Consider the following 15,726-nt stretch of genomic DNA (forward strand, 5'->3'; position numbering starts at 1 on the left):
CGGAATTTTATTTAAAAAAAGACCCAAATAACTCTAACACTATGAAAATTAATATACTATTTTTTGTGTTTTTCATATGCTTTATTTCGATAACAGCTCAAAACACTAAGAGTAACAAAATAGAAATTGCTTATACTCAATTACCTACACATCCATTAGAGAAAGACATAAAGTCTTATAAACTAGCATTCAAAAATCAATCCGCAATAGACTTTTCTGGAGTATTTAACCCTGAGTCGAAAATTAGTATAGATGGGTTTGAAAAAAAATTAGTAGACCCTGATTTTACAGTTCATATAGACATATCTGGTTTTGAAAGTAAGTCTTATGTTACAACTAATAAAACGGGAGGTTTAGGAGCAAGTGCTACCCAAACTTATGTTTATATCATAGAAGGAATATTACAAGCTTCAACTTACATATATGATTCTAGAGATGGCAGTACATATTATCTAGATGAATTGAAAAATATTGATGAACTTACCATACAAAACAGATCAAAGCAGAGTTATAATACAGAAGATGAGGCAAAAAAAGCGCTGAATCTAGCAAAGAAGAAGGAATTAAATCTTCTTAATGAGGCTGTTAAAAAGCAATTTTTAAGCTTTATTAGTATGTATTTAAATACAAAGCACGGATATAGTTTAAAAAAGGAGCACTACCCGATTTGGAGTATTAAATCTAAAAAGTTTGATTACGCTAAAATTGATGAAGCTGCATCAAATTATAATCAAGCTGTAGTTCAAATAAGTGCTGATGGAACTCCTCAATCTGCTAAAGATTTATTAAAAAAGTCTGTATTAATTTGGGAGGATGCCGTGAAGCAATATGATCCCAATAACAAAAAAGCACGAATCTCAACGAAAAATGTTGGTGCACTTTATCTTAATTTAGTTATGGCTAATGTTTGGCTACAAGATTTTGATAAGGCTAGCTTGTATTTTGATAAAGCCAAGAAAGCTAAAGGGCAATTTGTATGGAAACCTGTAATTGAAAAATTATTATATACTCAAAAAGCAGGTATTGAACAAGATGAGTTACGTAAAAAAGGGGCACTAGTTATTGAAAAATTAGAGACTACCGACCCTAACAAAAAATCATATGCTACCGATTTCCTTGTATCAAACCAAAAATACAGGTTAAAAGGTGTTTATTTTTATGAAAAGAGAGATCGCAACGCCTATTCAAGAAGAAAGCATTATGATTATACAAAGAGTGGTATTTTAACAGCTGTTTTAAACCAAACATATCTATCTAAAAACTTTGCTAAAGGTTCTAAAGATGTAAAGTTTGAATATGATAATGATGTGTCTAGAATTGTTTATATGAGTTATTATGATTTTGGACCTAAAAAAGATAAAGGTTTACAGCCAGTAAAATATCGTTACATAAAACAAGGGAAAATTATAAAAGAAGAAGGGTTTGAAAACACTTTAGGAGCGCATGATTATACAATGGAAATGATATACAATGATAATGGGCAATGGCTAGGGTTTAAAAAGAAATCTAAAGAAACACTTTTAGAAGGTTTAGATATTAAATACGAAAAAGAAAAAGTAATTAACTTTACTAAAACTTTAAAACTAGCAAACAATAATTATTCACATCAGAAATATGTATATAGTTATGAAAATGATCGTATATCAAAAGTAGATATGTATCAAGATGAAGGAGATAATCCAACGTTTCAAGAACAATTTGGTACTATTAATTATACTTATAACAATGATGGGTTATTAATAAAAACTAAAATGAGCGGACCGATTTATAATGAATATATTTATGATGCTAATAAGAATCTCATTGAAGTTGTAAAACATCAAGATACAAATCATGAACGGATCACTTTTGAGTGGGAAGCTGGTTCTGGAAATGAGACATTAATAAAGTTTGATACTAGATTTGTATTTCAATCTCTTTTATATCCTATACCTATTTATTAAATACTATCTAATTAACGTGAATCTTGAATAAGAGAATTTATGTCGGTGTGTCCCAGACATGTTTCAGAACTATTTTTTTACTGTCACAGTGCTCTCCTCTTTAAATTAAAGAAGAGAATGAATTTCGATTTTGATAAAAATAGAAAGAAAGAGGAGTTTTATTAAAAATAGCAAACAAATATAACCCTCCGAATCCCGATCTCATCGGGATCCACCCCCCTTTTTAAAAGGGAGGAACACCTTGAATTCTTAAGCAAGATTCACGTTAATTAATAATTTATAGTAATATTTAGATAGCATATTTTGCAATTACTAAGTATACAAAATAGTTTCTAATCATTAGTTGTACTATATTTATAGAAAAGCTTCATGGTACGTCATGAAGCTTTTATATTTTTATGAAAATTTAGGTTTTATGAAAAAAGCATTTGTATTATTAATAGTAGTAATTGTTCTTTTTGGGTTTAAAGAAAGTCGTTTATTTGAATCTCGAAATATTAATAATGTTGAAATCAAAACAATTATTAAAGACTCGCTATTAAATGTAAGAGCTTTAGAAATTATAGAAGGTACTAACTTTTTTGTTTTTTTAGATTCTAAAGGAAATATGGGAACTGGATTAATAAATGAAAGTGAATATCCTGAAAACAATGTAACGTACCCTGTTAAGGTTAAAAGCGATTCGATTACGCCTAATTTTAGAGCTTTAGCCGGAAACCGTAAGCATGGGTATGGGTTAAGTATAGGGTCGCCTGCTTTATTGTTTAAGTTAGATATGGGAAAAGATTCTTTAGTGTATAAAGAAACCCATCCTAAGGTTTTTTACGATGCTATGGATTTTTGGAATGAGGATGAAGGAATTGCTATTGGCGATCCTACGGATGATTGTATGAGTATTATAATTACTCGGGATGGAGGCAAAACCTGGACTAAATTATCTTGTGATGAGTTGCCAAAAGCTAAAAAAGGAGAGGCCGCTTTTGCAGCGAGCGATACGAATATTGCGATTGTGGGTGATCATACTTGGGTTGCTACAGGAGGTAAGTCGAGTAGGGTTTTATATTCGCCAGACAAAGGAAAAACATGGAAAGTTTATAAAACACCCATAGTACAAGGTTTGGAAACAACTGGAATGTATTCTATCGATTTTTACGACGAGCTTAATGGTTTTGCCATTGGGGGTGATTATACAAAACCAGATGGTAATACGGCTAATAAAATAAAAACTACAGATGGTGGTAAAACATGGAAAGTAGTGGCAAAAAACGAAAACCCCGGTTATAGAAGTTGTGTGCAATATATACCAAATAGAGGCGGGAAGGAGCTAGTTGCCATAGGGTTTAAAGGTATTGATTATAGTAATGATTCTGGGAATTCCTGGAAGCATTTAAGCGATGAAGGGTTTTACACCATTCGGTTTTTAAATGATTCGGTTGCTTTTGCTGCTGGAGCAGGAAGGGTGGCTAAGTTAACTTTTCGGGAATAGAAATATGATGTTTGTGGGTATTTTTAAAGACACTAATTACACGGATTTACACCCATAGCATCTCAATACGATAGGTTTATTATATACTAAACATAATTCTATGAATCAGACTTTTAGTCTATTATAACGTAGTTCGACGTAACCATAATATTATTATACTGAATGCCAGTGATTTAATTTAAGTGTCGGGTTGAGCCTTTCGACTCCGCTCAAGACAGGCTAAAGTCGAAACCTATTTAAAATTATAGGTTTTAATGACCTTTCGACTGCGCTCAAGGTGACAAGTAACATTTTTAGTGTATTTATCGTTAAAATTAGACTGCTTTTAAATCGAGTTCACGTTATCATAAATCCAAAAAAAATTGAATGCTAAGCATGTCTTTGTAGATAATATTTACTAATCGTTAAACAGTGTTTATTTATTTGTAAATAGCCAATAGATAGCATAATTCGTGAAAATTAGTATAATTCGTGTCAGTATAACTGCCGAATATCTTTTAAGTGCTAATTTTTTCTTTTATGACCTTTGCCTCCTCTAAAGCGTTCTAGCATTTTTCTTTTAAAATCGTCTTCGGCTATTTTTAATAAAATGATCTTTTTTGGCGGAATGATTTCCAATAGTTTAGCAGATAACTCCATACGTTGTTTATGCAATATACTTTCAGCCTCATTTAACTCGGTAATTAACTCTTTGGCTCTTTTGTCAGTTAGTGTAGCAATACTACTTCTAATTTCCCGACGAATATTTCTAATATCCTGATGCCTTATTTTTGATGTAACTTTTTCATAGTCATTATAAACCGGCCAAAATTTTTGAGCTTCTTTTTCGGTTAAATCTAGTTTCTCTGTAATAAAGGACACTTTAAGCGCTTTTAAGCGTTCTCTATTATGCTGCGCAAAAACATTAAATGATAATAAAAATAATAATATATATAGTGCAATCTTTTTCATGGGCTTGTGTTTTATTCGATGATGATATCTTCTATGTCGAGGTTATCTAATATGTAGGTTTCTACGGTTTCTTCTTCAACGTTATACTCTATAAAATGTTCTTCTAAAAGGTCATCTTCAGAGAGTAATACGGCAATTTCATAAGAACCAATATTTTCATTCATAATATAGTTTTCAACTGTTTCTACATCTAAAGAATCAAAAGTTGGTTTGTTTTCAAAAATTGAAAGATTAAACAAAAGTAATACAGCTGCTGCTATACCGGATAGATATATGATGGTTCTTTTTCTATATAAAGGAATTACTTTTGTAGGTGCCTTGTCTGAAACCTTGTTTGCAATAGTGTCTTCTAAAGCATCAAAATAACCTTCGGGTGTTTTAAAACCGGAATCATCAGATACCTCTTTAAGTTTTATATCACTTAAAATGGCATCCTCCAAACCGCTAAAATAATCATCCGGGACTTTAAATCCGGTTTCTTTAATGTTATGTAATTTCTTCTGTTTCATTATCTTATTAATAAGACTTGTGGTTTTAATAAAGGTTTAATCTTTAGTTAAATACGCTTCTATTTTTTTAACGGCTATATGGTATGATGCTTTTAAAGCACCTTCGCTGGTTTCAAGAATATCTGCCATATCTTTATACTTTATGTCTTCAAAATATTTCATATTAAAAACAAGTTGCTGTTTTTCTGGTAAAGTAGCAATAGCTTTTTGTAATTTTAATTGAATTGTATCACCTTCAAAATAAACATCGGATTTTAAATTGTTTATGGCCAATTGCTGAACTTCTTCGCTTGTAATTTGTAACCGTTTGGCATTTTTATTAATTAATGTAATGGATTCGTTGGTAGCAATTCTGTACAACCATGAAAACAATTTACTGTCTCCTTTAAAATTATGAATGTTCTTGTAAACTTTAATAAACGTGTTTTGGAGTACATCGTCGGCATCGTCATGTGATTTTACAATATTACGAATATGCCAATACAAACGCTCTTTATAAAGTGTAATGAGTACTCTAAAAGCCTTATCTTTTTGATTGTCTGACCTTAATTGTTCTAATAGTTGCGTTTCGTCTGTCACAAAAATGGTTTAGTCCTTAGACTAATAAAGATACATAAAGTTTAAAATCTATTCTTAAAATTTTAAAAATGTATTAATTGATTGATAATCAATTTCTTACAATATTTTTAATCGATTAAGTGTATTAAAACAACGATTAAATACATTTTTTCTTGGTTGAATTGGTTTTTTATATTATGTTTGTATCAGAAAACCTACTTTATGTTGTTAGTCGTCCCCAAGTCTATCAATGAACAAAAAAGGATAGAAATTTAAACCTCTATCCTTTTTTACTTTTTAAGCGTTAAGTAATTACCCGAAACTTTGCATCTCTACTAACTTGTAGTAAACGCCTTTCTTGCTAATTAGCTCTTTATGTTTGCCTTGTTCTACTATTTCTCCTTTATTAAGAACAACAATCTCGTCTGCATTTTGAATGGTAGATAGTCTATGCGCTATAACGATAGACGTTCTATTTTTCATCATGTTTTCCAGAGCTTCCTGTACCAAGCGTTCACTTTCTGTATCTAGGGCAGAGGTGGCTTCGTCTAAAACCATAATTGGTGGACTTTTAAGAACAGCACGAGCAATGCTTAAACGTTGTTTTTGACCACCAGAAAGCTTATTTCCGGAATCGCCAATATTGGTATTGATACCTTCTGGTAAACTTTTAACAAATTCCCAGGCATTAGCAACTTTTAGCGCATCAATAATTTGTTCGTCTGTGGCTTCTTCATTACCCAATTTTAAATTATTCTTTATACTGTCGTTAAAAAGAATAGCGTCTTGCGTTACTATACCTAATTGAGCACGTAAGGAAGCTGTGGTTAAATCGCGAATATCTAAACCATCAATTAAAACTTTACCTTTATTTACATCGTAAAAACGGGTAACTAAATTTGCAATAGTCGATTTTCCACTACCGGATTGGCCTACCAATGCTACTGTTTTTCCTTTAGGAATGGTTAATGAAAAATCTTTTAACACATAATCTTCGTCGTATTTAAACGAAATGTTATCAAATACGATGTCTGTATCAAATCCTTTTTTATCAATAGCATTATCTCTATCCTTTAGAGGGTTTTCAGTATCTATAATTTCTTGTATTCTCTCTGCTGCTGCTCCACCTTTTTTAATGTTATATAGCCCTTTTGAAATGGCTTTTGCGGGTGTTAGCACATTATAGGATAATCCCATATATACGAGAAACATACTACTATCTAAATTGGATGAGGCTCCTCCGCTTAGTACCAGGTTTCCTCCATACCATAAAATAACAGCTATTATGCATATCCCTAAAAACTCACTAGTTGGAGATGCCAGATTTTGACGGTTTAATAGCTTATTTGAAAAATGATAAAAACGTGATGTTGATTCTTGAAATTTATCGTTGAATTTCTCTTCGGCATTAAACCCTTTTATAATACGCAAACCTGTTAATGTTTCTTCTAATGTAGAAAGAAAGGTGCCTTGTTCTTTTTGTACGCGATCTGACTTTCGTTTTAAGCTTTTTCCAATTTTGGAAATAATGAATCCCATAATTGGAATAAAAATAAATACGAATATGGTAAGCTGCGGACTTATATAAAGCATTACCCCTATGGTGAAAATAATGGTTAGAGGTTCTCTAACTAAGAGTTCCAACACCGAAAGGAATGAATACTGTAAATCCAGAACATCGCTAGTTACTCTAGCCAAAATATCTCCTTTTCTTTTTTCTGAAAAATAAGAAAGCGGTAAATCTACAGTTTTTCTGTAAACATTATTTCTAAGATCTCTAATAACGCCATTACGTAAGAATACTAAAAAATAGTTTGCAAAGTAACCAGAAATATTTTTCAGTAAAAAAACTACGATGATTAGCCCAACAACAAAAATTAAAGCTTTTGAATCATCTCCTCCAGTAAATTGATGCATATAATATGCTAAAACGTTTTTAGCATACTCTCCAATTTCCGCAATACTGGAAAATACTGGCTTTACCGGTTCTACAAATAAAGTAGCAGATTCTTCATTACATGGATCGACCTTATCTTTTTTAAAAATAACATCTAACATGGGCTTTAAAGCAACGAATGAGAGAGTGCCAAATAAAGCGAAAAAAATGTTGCAGATTATATGCCCAACGGCAAATTTTTTATACGGTTTTGCATACCGTAAAATATTTACAAAATGATTCATCTAGTGATGATGTTAGTTATTTTTTGAGGCTTTTCCAGAATGAACTGAAAATATGAAGTACTTCATTAATTAAGCTTCATATCTTTTAAAATAGCATCTATTTTAGATTCTATTTTGGCTTCAGCATCTTTAAAGGTATCAACAGATTCCAGAGTATCATTTACACTCACGTAGAACTTTATTTTTGGTTCAGTACCACTAGGACGTAATGCTATTTGGCTACCGTCTTCTGTGGTATAAATTAAAACGTTCGATTTTGGAATGTCAATAGGGCTTTCTTCTCCAGAAACCATATTTTTAGTAATAGATAATTGATAATCATCAACCTTTACTACTTTCGATCCGTTAACTACGGTTAATGGATTTTCGCGGGCGTCAACCATCATTTGTTTAATTTCTTCTGCGCCTTCAATACCTTTCTTGGTTAAAGAAACTAAACGCTCTTTATAGAAACCATGGTCTACATATAATTTTATGAGTTCGCTGTAAAAAGAGCTGCCAATGGCTTTACATTGTGCTGCTATTTCGCATGCTAAAAGCGTTGAGGTAACGGCATCTTTGTCGCGAACAAAATCACCAACCATGAATCCGAAACTTTCTTCGCCACCACCAATAAAATCTAGCTCAGAAAAATCTTTTATCAATTTAGCGATCCATTTAAATCCAGTTAAAACAATTTTGCTGTCTACGCTATAAGCTTCGGCAAGTTTGTTTAACATTGGAGTAGACACTATGGTCGATGCAATAAATTCTTTTCCTTTTATTTTCCCTTCTGCTTTCCATTGCTTTAATAGGAAATCGGTCATCATCACCATGGTTTGATTTCCGTTAAGTAATTGCAACTTATTTTCAGAATTACGTACAGCTACACCTAATCTATCACAATCGGGATCGGTACCAATAACAATATCGGCGTTTACTTTATCGGCTAACTCCAATGCCATTTTTAATGCGGCTGGTTCTTCTGGATTTGGTGATGCTACCGTTGGAAAACCACCATCTGGCACTTCCTGTTCTTTTACGATATGTACATTTTTATATCCGGCACGTTTTAAAGTTTCAGGAACGGCTGTTATAGATGTACCGTGCAATGATGTAAATACAATTGTTAAATCGTCTTTTGCTTCTTGCGAAGCGCCAACACTACCGTTTTTTACAGATGCATCAATAAACACATCATCAATATCTTTACCTATATAGTTTATAAGATTATCGTTGGCTTCAAATTTTATATTAGCATAATCCAGATTATTTATAACTTGAATTAAAGCATCGTCGTGTGGTGGTACTAATTGACCTCCGTCTTGCCAGTACACTTTGTATCCATTATACTCTGGAGGGTTGTGCGATGCGGTTAAAACAATACCACAGTGACAGTTTAAATGTTTAACGGCAAACGACAGCTCTGGTGTTGCGCGCAAATCTTCAAATAAATAAACTTCTATATTATTTGCCGAAAATACGTCTGCTACAACTTTGGCTAACGTTTTACTATTGTGTCTGCAATCGTATGCGATTGCTACTTTAATGTTTTCATTTGGAAACGATTGGTGTAAATAATCGCTTAAGCCCTGGGTACTTTTCCCAAGTGTATATTTATTTATGCGGTTAGTACCAACACCCATAACTCCTCGCATACCACCGGTACCGAACTCTAAGTCTTTATAAAAACTTTCTTGAATGTCTTTTGGATTGTTGGCAATACTATCTTTAATAAAAGTTTGCGTTTCTTCATCAAAAGTTGGTGTTAACCACGTATTTATTCTATCTAAAATCTTTGGTTCTATATAAATCATATCTCAATTAAATAAATGCAAAAATAATCAATTAGTCAGATAATCTATTTCTTTTTTTCTAAGGAACTTATATTTAATAACGCAATCGATTTAGAACTTATACTGTTAGAGGAAAAGTAATTGTTCTAATCGAAATTAAGCTCATTTTTAACGGCATAGCGTTTTTTGCCTTGTTTGGTACGTAAAATAATTTCACCCAAAAATCCGGCAACGAAAAATTGAGTACCAATAATCATAGTAGAAAGTGCAATGTAAAATTGAGGACGTTGTGTGATTAGCCTACCTGCTGGGTTTAAAAACAATTTATCTATACCCAAATAGAACGAAAACCCTAATCCGATGGTAAACATTATAAATCCTAGGGCTCCAAACAAATGCATAGGGCGTTTACCAAACCTAGACAAGAACCAAATGGTAATTAAATCTAAAAAACCATTAATAAAACGATTCATTCCGAATTTAGTCTCACCATATTTTCTGGCTTGATGTTGTACAACCTTTTCACCGATTTTTACAAATCCGGCATTTTTAGACAGTACTGGAATGTAGCGGTGCATTTCACCATTTACATCAATATTTTTAACAACTTCTAATCGGTATGCTTTAAGCCCACAATTAAAATCGTGTAGTTTTACGCCCGATGTTTTTCTGGCAGCCCAGTTGAATAGTTTTGATGGTAAGTTTTTGGCAATAATCGAATCGTAACGTTTCTTTTTCCATCCGGAAACCAAATCGAAACGATCATTTATAATCATGTTGTAAAGCTCTGGAATTTCGTCTGGGTTATCTTGTAAGTCTGCATCCATAGTAATAACTACATCACCTTTTGCTTTTTCGAAACCCGCATGAAGCGCTTGCGATTTCCCAAAGTTTCTAAAAAAACGAATCCCTTTTACATGTTCGTTTTGTGAGGCTAATTGAGAAATGGTTTTCCAAGAACCGTCAGTACTGCCATCGTCAATAAAAACAATTTCATACGAAAAATGATTGGATTGCATAACTTTTGCAATCCAATCATGTAATTCTGTTAAAGATTCTTGTTCGTTTAGTAGTGGTATTACTACAGATATATTCATTTAAATATGTTCAAATTATATTCAAAAATAATGAATTTATTCTGTGTCTGGATTACTTTTTTTCATTGCAGCTGCAACTATTAACCCTATGATACTAAAAAGTACTAAATATCCAGCTAAGCCCTTAGCAATGTTTCCTAATGAATATTGATTTTGAGATTCAATTTGTTCAACAGACTTGGCAATAGCGTCGCTAGGTGTATTAAAACCCTCAAGCATTTGAACCGTTTTTTCAATTGTTTTTTGTTTCAATACTTCAGCAGCTTCTGTATCAATAAAATTGAATAATAGATAAGAAACAAAAGTGCTTATTACTAAGCCTATTAAAACTGTAAAGAAGTATGAAGTAAAAGCTTCTTTAAACGATGCATACCCGTTTTGGGACTGTTTTACTTTAGCAACCGAAATAATTCCGAAGACTATTATAGCTATTAAAATAAAAATCCCATACCACATATTTGTTAGCAAATCCAGACTTACAGCATAGGCAATAACAGTTAAAAGGGCTAGTAAAGCGCCTAGATATAGTCCGTAATTTGAAGCAATAGACTTTAAAGATTTTTCCATAATATTATGTTTGATTAATTTAGTTGCTCTGTTAGTGTTCAAAAATAATAAAATGTTACATTAGAGGTTGAAATAAAAAATAATAAAAAGTATTGCGCATTTATAAAAAATACTTAAATTTGCAGCTCCAAAATTGTAAAGAATAAAAAGCATTTAGCGATGAGAAAAGGTATACATCCAGAAAATTATAGATTAGTAGCATTTAAAGATATGTCTAACGACGATGTGTTTTTAACTAAGTCTACTGCAGATACTAATGAAACTATTGAGGTTGATGGTGTTGAGTATCCACTTGTTAAAATGGAGATATCAAGAACATCACATCCTTATTATACTGGTAAATCTAAGTTAGTAGATACGGCTGGTCGTATTGATAAGTTCAAAACTAAATACGCTAAATTTAAGAAATAATTTAACCGTTATATATTAATATTAAGCCTTTCGTAAACCGAAAGGCTTTTTTATTTTACCTAATTAAGTTACTTTTGGATTTGTAAAATAAGATTGTAAAAACCTATAGTATAGCTGCTAACCGATAACGTTAATTTTTATGAATTATATTCTTTTTGATGGATCTTCCCGTAACAATTTGTTACCATTTACATTCACCAGACCAGTAGCCGATATTAGAATAGGAATTTTAACCATTCGCGACAAGTGGGAAACCTTTTTAAAATCGACCACTACTACTGTAACAGAAGATTATCTGTCTGATAAATACCCCATGGTAGAGATGGAAGAAAATGTGATGATTAATGCATCGTATCTACCAAATATGGAATTGGTTGAAATGGTAAAAGGATTGAAAGAAAATCAGGCGATTTTTAAAAACGAGGATGTTATTGCATTTTTTGCCAAGGAAACGCAGGATGATATCGACTTTGATCGTTTTGAAATATTTGAGTTTAACGACAATATTATAAAGGTTCAAAATACCTGGGACATATTTTCTAAAAACGGTGAAGCTATTCAGGAGGATTTTAATTTAATTACAAAAGATAGAACATCGCAATCCATACCTTCGAGTAACAACATTATAGCTCCAGAAAACATTTTTGTAGAGGAAGGGGCTAAACTGGAATTTGTAACACTTAATGCTAGTAAAGGCCCTATTTATATTGGAAAGAATACTGAGATAATGGAAGGTGCTATGATACGTGGCCCTTTTGCTTTGTGTGATAATGCTGTTGTTAAAATGGCTGCCAAGATTTATGGTCCAACCACTATTGGTCCTGCTAGTAAGGCTGGTGGCGAAATTACAAACTCTGTTATATTCGCTAATTCTAATAAAGGCCACGACGGTTATTTAGGTAATTCTGTTTTAGGCGAATGGTGTAATTTGGGTGCCGATTCCAACACTTCTAATTTAAAAAACAATTATGCTCAGGTACGTTTGTGGGACTATGAAACCGAAGGTTTTGCAAAAACCGGATTACAATTTTGTGGTTTAATGATGGGAGATCACAGTAAATGTGGCATTAATACTATGTTTAATACGGGAACAGTTGTAGGGGTAAGTGCCAATATTTTTGGCAGCGGATTTCCAAGAAATTTTATACCAAGTTTTAGTTGGGGAGGAAATAGTGGTTTTACAACTTATTTAACTAAAAAAGCATTTGAGGTAGCCGATGTTGTTATGGCCAGACGTAATGAAAAATTTACAGAACAAGATCAAGCTATTTTCGAGCATGTGTTTGAAGAAACTAAGAAGTATAGAAGAGAGTAACTTTTTAATAATAGGGTACAGGCAGTACTTTAGAAAAGCTGAAAAATTATTAAAACAAATAAGTGTTTCACAAGACAATGTTGGTCTGATTATTGATAGAAAGGACAAGACTGGATATTTTTATCAAAACTCCAATGAGGTAAGGAGTTGATGATATTTATTTAGTTAAATAAAAAACCAAATCAGACGATTTTTAAATCTCTCTAACCTATACCTATTTAACGGTGACTTTATTTAAAAACATTTATTTATTCTCGACCCTTTTTTTCTTAGTATTATTCACAGATATTTTAATGAAACTAAATCCAGATATGCTAGCTTTTAGGTTTATATCTAAGAGTTTAGTTACTATTCTGCTATTGGGATATTATCTGGTTAATAATAAAGAGCAGTTTAAGATAAAGCGAATTTTTACAGTTTGTGCTTTGTTGTTTTTTTTAGTAGGTGATGTCTTTTTAATTATACACACTCAAGCAGCGTGTTTTGTTATAGGTACGCTTTGTTTCATTTTTGGAAAAGTGTTTTATGCTTTTCGTTTTTCTAATAAAAGAGATTTTAGTTTACTTAAGCTATTTCCTTTTTTAGCTTTTTGCTTTATATACTTGGCCGGCTTTTTAATTTTAATATATAAAAATTTAGACAGCTACTTTTTTCTTATTTTACTGTATTTGTTTGCTGCAATGACTACTATAGCATTTGCTTATTTACGAAAAGGTGAAGTTAGTTTAATCAGCTATAAGTGGGTTTTAATTGGTATTATTTTTTCTATTTTATCAGATAATATTACGGCATTGAGGCTTTTTTACGATAGTAATTTTGCTTACCATTCAATTACTATCATGTTATTTTATGGCTTGTCTCAGTATTTTATTATACTTGGCATAGTTAAAGAAACTAATTTTTCATTTGAAAAAAAGAAATTTTATCCCGGGTTTTTGTTAAGGAGGAAATTAGGTTCTAGTTAAAGAAACGATTAAGGTGATTTATATTGTTATTGCTAAGTGTAGTAAGGACTTGCAGAGCAAAATCAAAATCTAGCTGTTTTCGAGAAGTATTTGATGAAACTAAGAAATATAGAAAGGAATAAAACTTTTTAGTAACTTTATTTCAAATATAAAACTAAGGTATGAAGGGGTTTATCTGTATTTGCTTTTCTTTATTGAGTTTGCTTAGCTTTTCCCAAACAGAAAAATATACAGTTACTAATTTAGGTATTAATAATGAGTATCCGCATTTTGGACTCATGCGTGTAGCTGACCAAAAAGTTATTTTCACTACTTATTTACTGGATAAAAAAGGACGACTAAAGCGATTTCAAGGAAATCCTATAGTGGCTGTTTTTCAAGGGAATTTATCTAACGATGGCGCTATTAAAAACATAAGTAAGATACAGATAGATTCTAAACAGGATATACCATATGTAACTAGTGCGACCATGTCTTTAGATGGTAAACAGTTGTACGTAACGACAAGATATACTTATAAAAATAGCCCTAAAGGCGATTTTAATATGGAAAACTTTCATATTAAAGTGGGAGAGTATAAGGAAGGCGTGGGGTGGACTAATTTTAAAGTACTGCCATTTTGTAAACCTAAATATTCTTATGCACATCCAGCAATTAGTAATGATGGTAAAACGCTTTATTTTACAGCTAATGAAAGAGGCGGAAAAGAAACTACGCGAGGTGGATCGGATATTTTTAAGGTGGCTATTTTGGGTAATAATACGTTTAGTAAGCCCAAAAATTTAGGAAGTAAAGTTAATTCTTATAGTCGAGAGATGTTTCCTTATATAAGTGCTGATAATACTTTATATTTTGCATCAAACAGGGCCGGCGGGTTTGGTGGTTTTGATATTTATAAAAGTGTACTAAACAGTAATGGAGCTTTCGAAAAAGCTCAAAAATTAGCTAAGCCCATTAATAGCAATAAAGACGATTTCTGTTTAATTATTGATGCGGAAAACAAGTCAGGTTATTTTTCTTCAAAACGACCGAAAGGCAAAGGGGACGACGATATCTATTTTTTTACTATGGATTAAAAATACTATATTCGGTGTTTTGATTCTCTCAACTCTAACACCATGCGGGATTTTTTTAGAAACATTTATTTGTTTTCGACGCTCTTTTTTTTAGCACTAATTACAGATATTTTAATAAAACTAAATTCAGAAATACTAGCCTACAGGCTTATTTCTAAAAGTTCTGTTATTGTTTTGTTGTTGATATATTACTTAATTAATAATAAGGAACATATTAAACAAAAAAGGATTTTTACTATTTGTGCTTTATTGTTTTTTTGGATAGGTGATATCTTTATTATCAAGTATACTCAAGAACCTTACTTTATTTTTAGTCTTTTTTCATATATAATAGGCAAAACATTTTATATTTTTCGTTTTTCCAATAAAAGAGATTTTAGCATATCTAAATTGTTCCCTTTTTTAGCGCCCTTTTTTTTGTACATGGTTTGGGTCTTTGTTTTAATCCATAAAAATTTAGATGATTACTTTTTTATCATTTTGCTATACTTTTTCGTAGCAATTACAACTATTATATTTGCTTATTTAAGAAAAAATGAAGTTAATCCGTTGAGTTATAGTTGCGTTTTAATAGGTATTGTGTTTTCTGCTTTATCAGATAGCATTACAGGGCTGGAAGCTTTTTATGATCAAGATATAGCTTATAGTTTAGTTACAACCATGTTGTTTTATGGGATTTCTCAATATTTTATCGTTGTAGGTCTTGTTAAAGAAACTAATTTTGGAAAAAGGATGTATTCCAGTAGATGAATACCTTTTTTGTGAATATATTTGCAATTACTTTATGAAAAATAACGACCCAGTATTTTTATGTTTTTTAATAATTCGACCCTGCTTTATAGCCTTTAATCGTTTTTTAATCAATTGAAATGTAATTTTTTTCTTATTTTAC

General features: G+C 31.6%; 14 protein-coding genes. 7 read left to right on the top strand and 7 right to left on the bottom strand.

All coding sequences use genetic code 11. The features are described from left to right. Window positions 1-41 precede the first annotated feature (41 nt). Window positions 42-1,943, top strand: coding sequence for a hypothetical protein (locus C1H87_RS19585; protein ID WP_102757441.1), 1,902 nt, complete (start codon window positions 42-44; stop codon window positions 1,941-1,943). Window positions 1,944-2,358: 415 nt separating this feature from the next. After that, window positions 2,359-3,429 carry a WD40/YVTN/BNR-like repeat-containing protein gene (locus C1H87_RS19590; RefSeq protein ID WP_102758338.1) on the top strand — a complete coding sequence of 357 codons (1,071 nt, stop codon included), beginning with the start codon at window positions 2,359-2,361 and terminating at the stop codon, window positions 3,427-3,429. Between the two features lie 504 nt (window positions 3,430-3,933). On the opposite strand, the gene C1H87_RS19595 is transcribed toward C1H87_RS19590, so the two are convergent. The 7 genes from C1H87_RS19595 to C1H87_RS19625 all read right to left on the bottom strand — a co-directional run bounded on the left by C1H87_RS19595 (window position 3,934) and on the right by C1H87_RS19625 (window position 11,067). Then, a complete protein-coding gene (locus C1H87_RS19595; RefSeq protein ID WP_102757442.1) occupies window positions 3,934-4,380 on the bottom strand; it encodes a sensor of ECF-type sigma factor in 447 nt (148 codons plus the stop codon). Between the two features lie 11 nt (window positions 4,381-4,391). Beyond that, window positions 4,392-4,889 (bottom strand): hypothetical protein, encoded by a 498-nt coding sequence (locus C1H87_RS19600; protein ID WP_102757443.1) that lies wholly within the window; start codon window positions 4,887-4,889, stop codon window positions 4,392-4,394. A gap of 36 nt (window positions 4,890-4,925) precedes the next feature. Then, window positions 4,926-5,468, bottom strand: coding sequence for an RNA polymerase sigma factor (locus C1H87_RS19605; RefSeq protein WP_102757444.1), 543 nt, complete (start codon window positions 5,466-5,468; stop codon window positions 4,926-4,928). 291 nt (window positions 5,469-5,759) lie between these two features. Then, a complete protein-coding gene (locus tag C1H87_RS19610) occupies window positions 5,760-7,628 on the bottom strand; it encodes an ABC transporter ATP-binding protein (RefSeq protein ID WP_102757445.1) in 1,869 nt (622 codons plus the stop codon). A 65-nt stretch (window positions 7,629-7,693) separates the two neighbouring features. After that, window positions 7,694-9,424: a phospho-sugar mutase gene (locus C1H87_RS19615; protein WP_199769309.1), complete on the bottom strand. Its 1,731-nt coding sequence runs from the start codon at window positions 9,422-9,424 to the stop codon at window positions 7,694-7,696. Window positions 9,425-9,549: 125 nt separating this feature from the next. After that, window positions 9,550-10,500: a glycosyltransferase family 2 protein gene (locus C1H87_RS19620; protein WP_102757446.1), complete on the bottom strand. Its 951-nt coding sequence runs from the start codon at window positions 10,498-10,500 to the stop codon at window positions 9,550-9,552. 36 nt (window positions 10,501-10,536) lie between these two features. Continuing rightward, on the bottom strand, window positions 10,537-11,067 hold the full coding sequence (locus C1H87_RS19625; RefSeq protein ID WP_102758340.1) for a DUF4199 domain-containing protein: 531 nt from the start codon (window positions 11,065-11,067) through the stop codon (window positions 10,537-10,539). A gap of 159 nt (window positions 11,068-11,226) precedes the next feature. Between C1H87_RS19625 and C1H87_RS19630 the strand changes: the two genes are divergently transcribed. The 5 genes from C1H87_RS19630 (at window position 11,227) to C1H87_RS19655 (ending at window position 15,584) form a co-directional block, all read left to right on the top strand. Then, window positions 11,227-11,478 (top strand): type B 50S ribosomal protein L31, encoded by a 252-nt coding sequence (locus tag C1H87_RS19630; protein WP_102757447.1) that lies wholly within the window; start codon window positions 11,227-11,229, stop codon window positions 11,476-11,478. 139 nt (window positions 11,479-11,617) lie between these two features. Continuing rightward, window positions 11,618-12,793 (top strand): GlmU family protein, encoded by a 1,176-nt coding sequence (locus C1H87_RS19635; RefSeq protein WP_102757448.1) that lies wholly within the window; start codon window positions 11,618-11,620, stop codon window positions 12,791-12,793. Window positions 12,794-13,086: 293 nt separating this feature from the next. Next, window positions 13,087-13,758, top strand: coding sequence for a lysoplasmalogenase family protein (locus C1H87_RS19645; RefSeq protein ID WP_102757450.1), 672 nt, complete (start codon window positions 13,087-13,089; stop codon window positions 13,756-13,758). Between the two features lie 161 nt (window positions 13,759-13,919). Beyond that, window positions 13,920-14,834, top strand: coding sequence for a TolB family protein (locus C1H87_RS19650; protein ID WP_102757451.1), 915 nt, complete (start codon window positions 13,920-13,922; stop codon window positions 14,832-14,834). 42 nt (window positions 14,835-14,876) lie between these two features. Then, window positions 14,877-15,584 carry a lysoplasmalogenase gene (locus C1H87_RS19655; protein WP_102757452.1) on the top strand — a complete coding sequence of 236 codons (708 nt, stop codon included), beginning with the start codon at window positions 14,877-14,879 and terminating at the stop codon, window positions 15,582-15,584. Window positions 15,585-15,726: the final 142 nt, after the last annotated feature.

The sequence above is a fragment of the Flavivirga eckloniae genome (assembly GCF_002886045.1).
GTDB classification, from domain to species: domain Bacteria; phylum Bacteroidota; class Bacteroidia; order Flavobacteriales; family Flavobacteriaceae; genus Flavivirga; species Flavivirga eckloniae.

Excerpts from the sequence above, each read along its gene's own strand:
- C1H87_RS19585 (WP_102757441.1), top strand. The coding sequence starts at position 42 with ATGAAAATTAATATACTATTTTTTGTGTTTTTCATATGCTTTATTTCG.
- C1H87_RS19590 (WP_102758338.1), top strand. The coding sequence starts at position 2,359 with ATGAAAAAAGCATTTGTATTATTAATAGTAGTAATTGTTCTTTTTGGG.
- C1H87_RS19595 (WP_102757442.1), bottom strand. The coding sequence starts at position 4,380 with ATGAAAAAGATTGCACTATATATATTATTATTTTTATTATCATTTAAT.
- C1H87_RS19600 (WP_102757443.1), bottom strand. The coding sequence starts at position 4,889 with ATGAAACAGAAGAAATTACATAACATTAAAGAAACCGGATTTAAAGTC.
- C1H87_RS19610 (WP_102757445.1), bottom strand. The coding sequence starts at position 7,628 with ATGAATCATTTTGTAAATATTTTACGGTATGCAAAACCGTATAAAAAA.
- C1H87_RS19615 (WP_199769309.1), bottom strand. The coding sequence starts at position 9,424 with ATGATTTATATAGAACCAAAGATTTTAGATAGAATAAATACGTGGTTA.
- C1H87_RS19620 (WP_102757446.1), bottom strand. The coding sequence starts at position 10,500 with ATGAATATATCTGTAGTAATACCACTACTAAACGAACAAGAATCTTTA.
- C1H87_RS19625 (WP_102758340.1), bottom strand. The coding sequence starts at position 11,067 with ATGGAAAAATCTTTAAAGTCTATTGCTTCAAATTACGGACTATATCTA.
- C1H87_RS19630 (WP_102757447.1), top strand. The coding sequence starts at position 11,227 with ATGAGAAAAGGTATACATCCAGAAAATTATAGATTAGTAGCATTTAAA.
- C1H87_RS19635 (WP_102757448.1), top strand. The coding sequence starts at position 11,618 with ATGAATTATATTCTTTTTGATGGATCTTCCCGTAACAATTTGTTACCA.
- C1H87_RS19645 (WP_102757450.1), top strand. The coding sequence starts at position 13,087 with ATGAAACTAAATCCAGATATGCTAGCTTTTAGGTTTATATCTAAGAGT.
- C1H87_RS19650 (WP_102757451.1), top strand. The coding sequence starts at position 13,920 with ATGAAGGGGTTTATCTGTATTTGCTTTTCTTTATTGAGTTTGCTTAGC.
- C1H87_RS19655 (WP_102757452.1), top strand. The coding sequence starts at position 14,877 with ATGCGGGATTTTTTTAGAAACATTTATTTGTTTTCGACGCTCTTTTTT.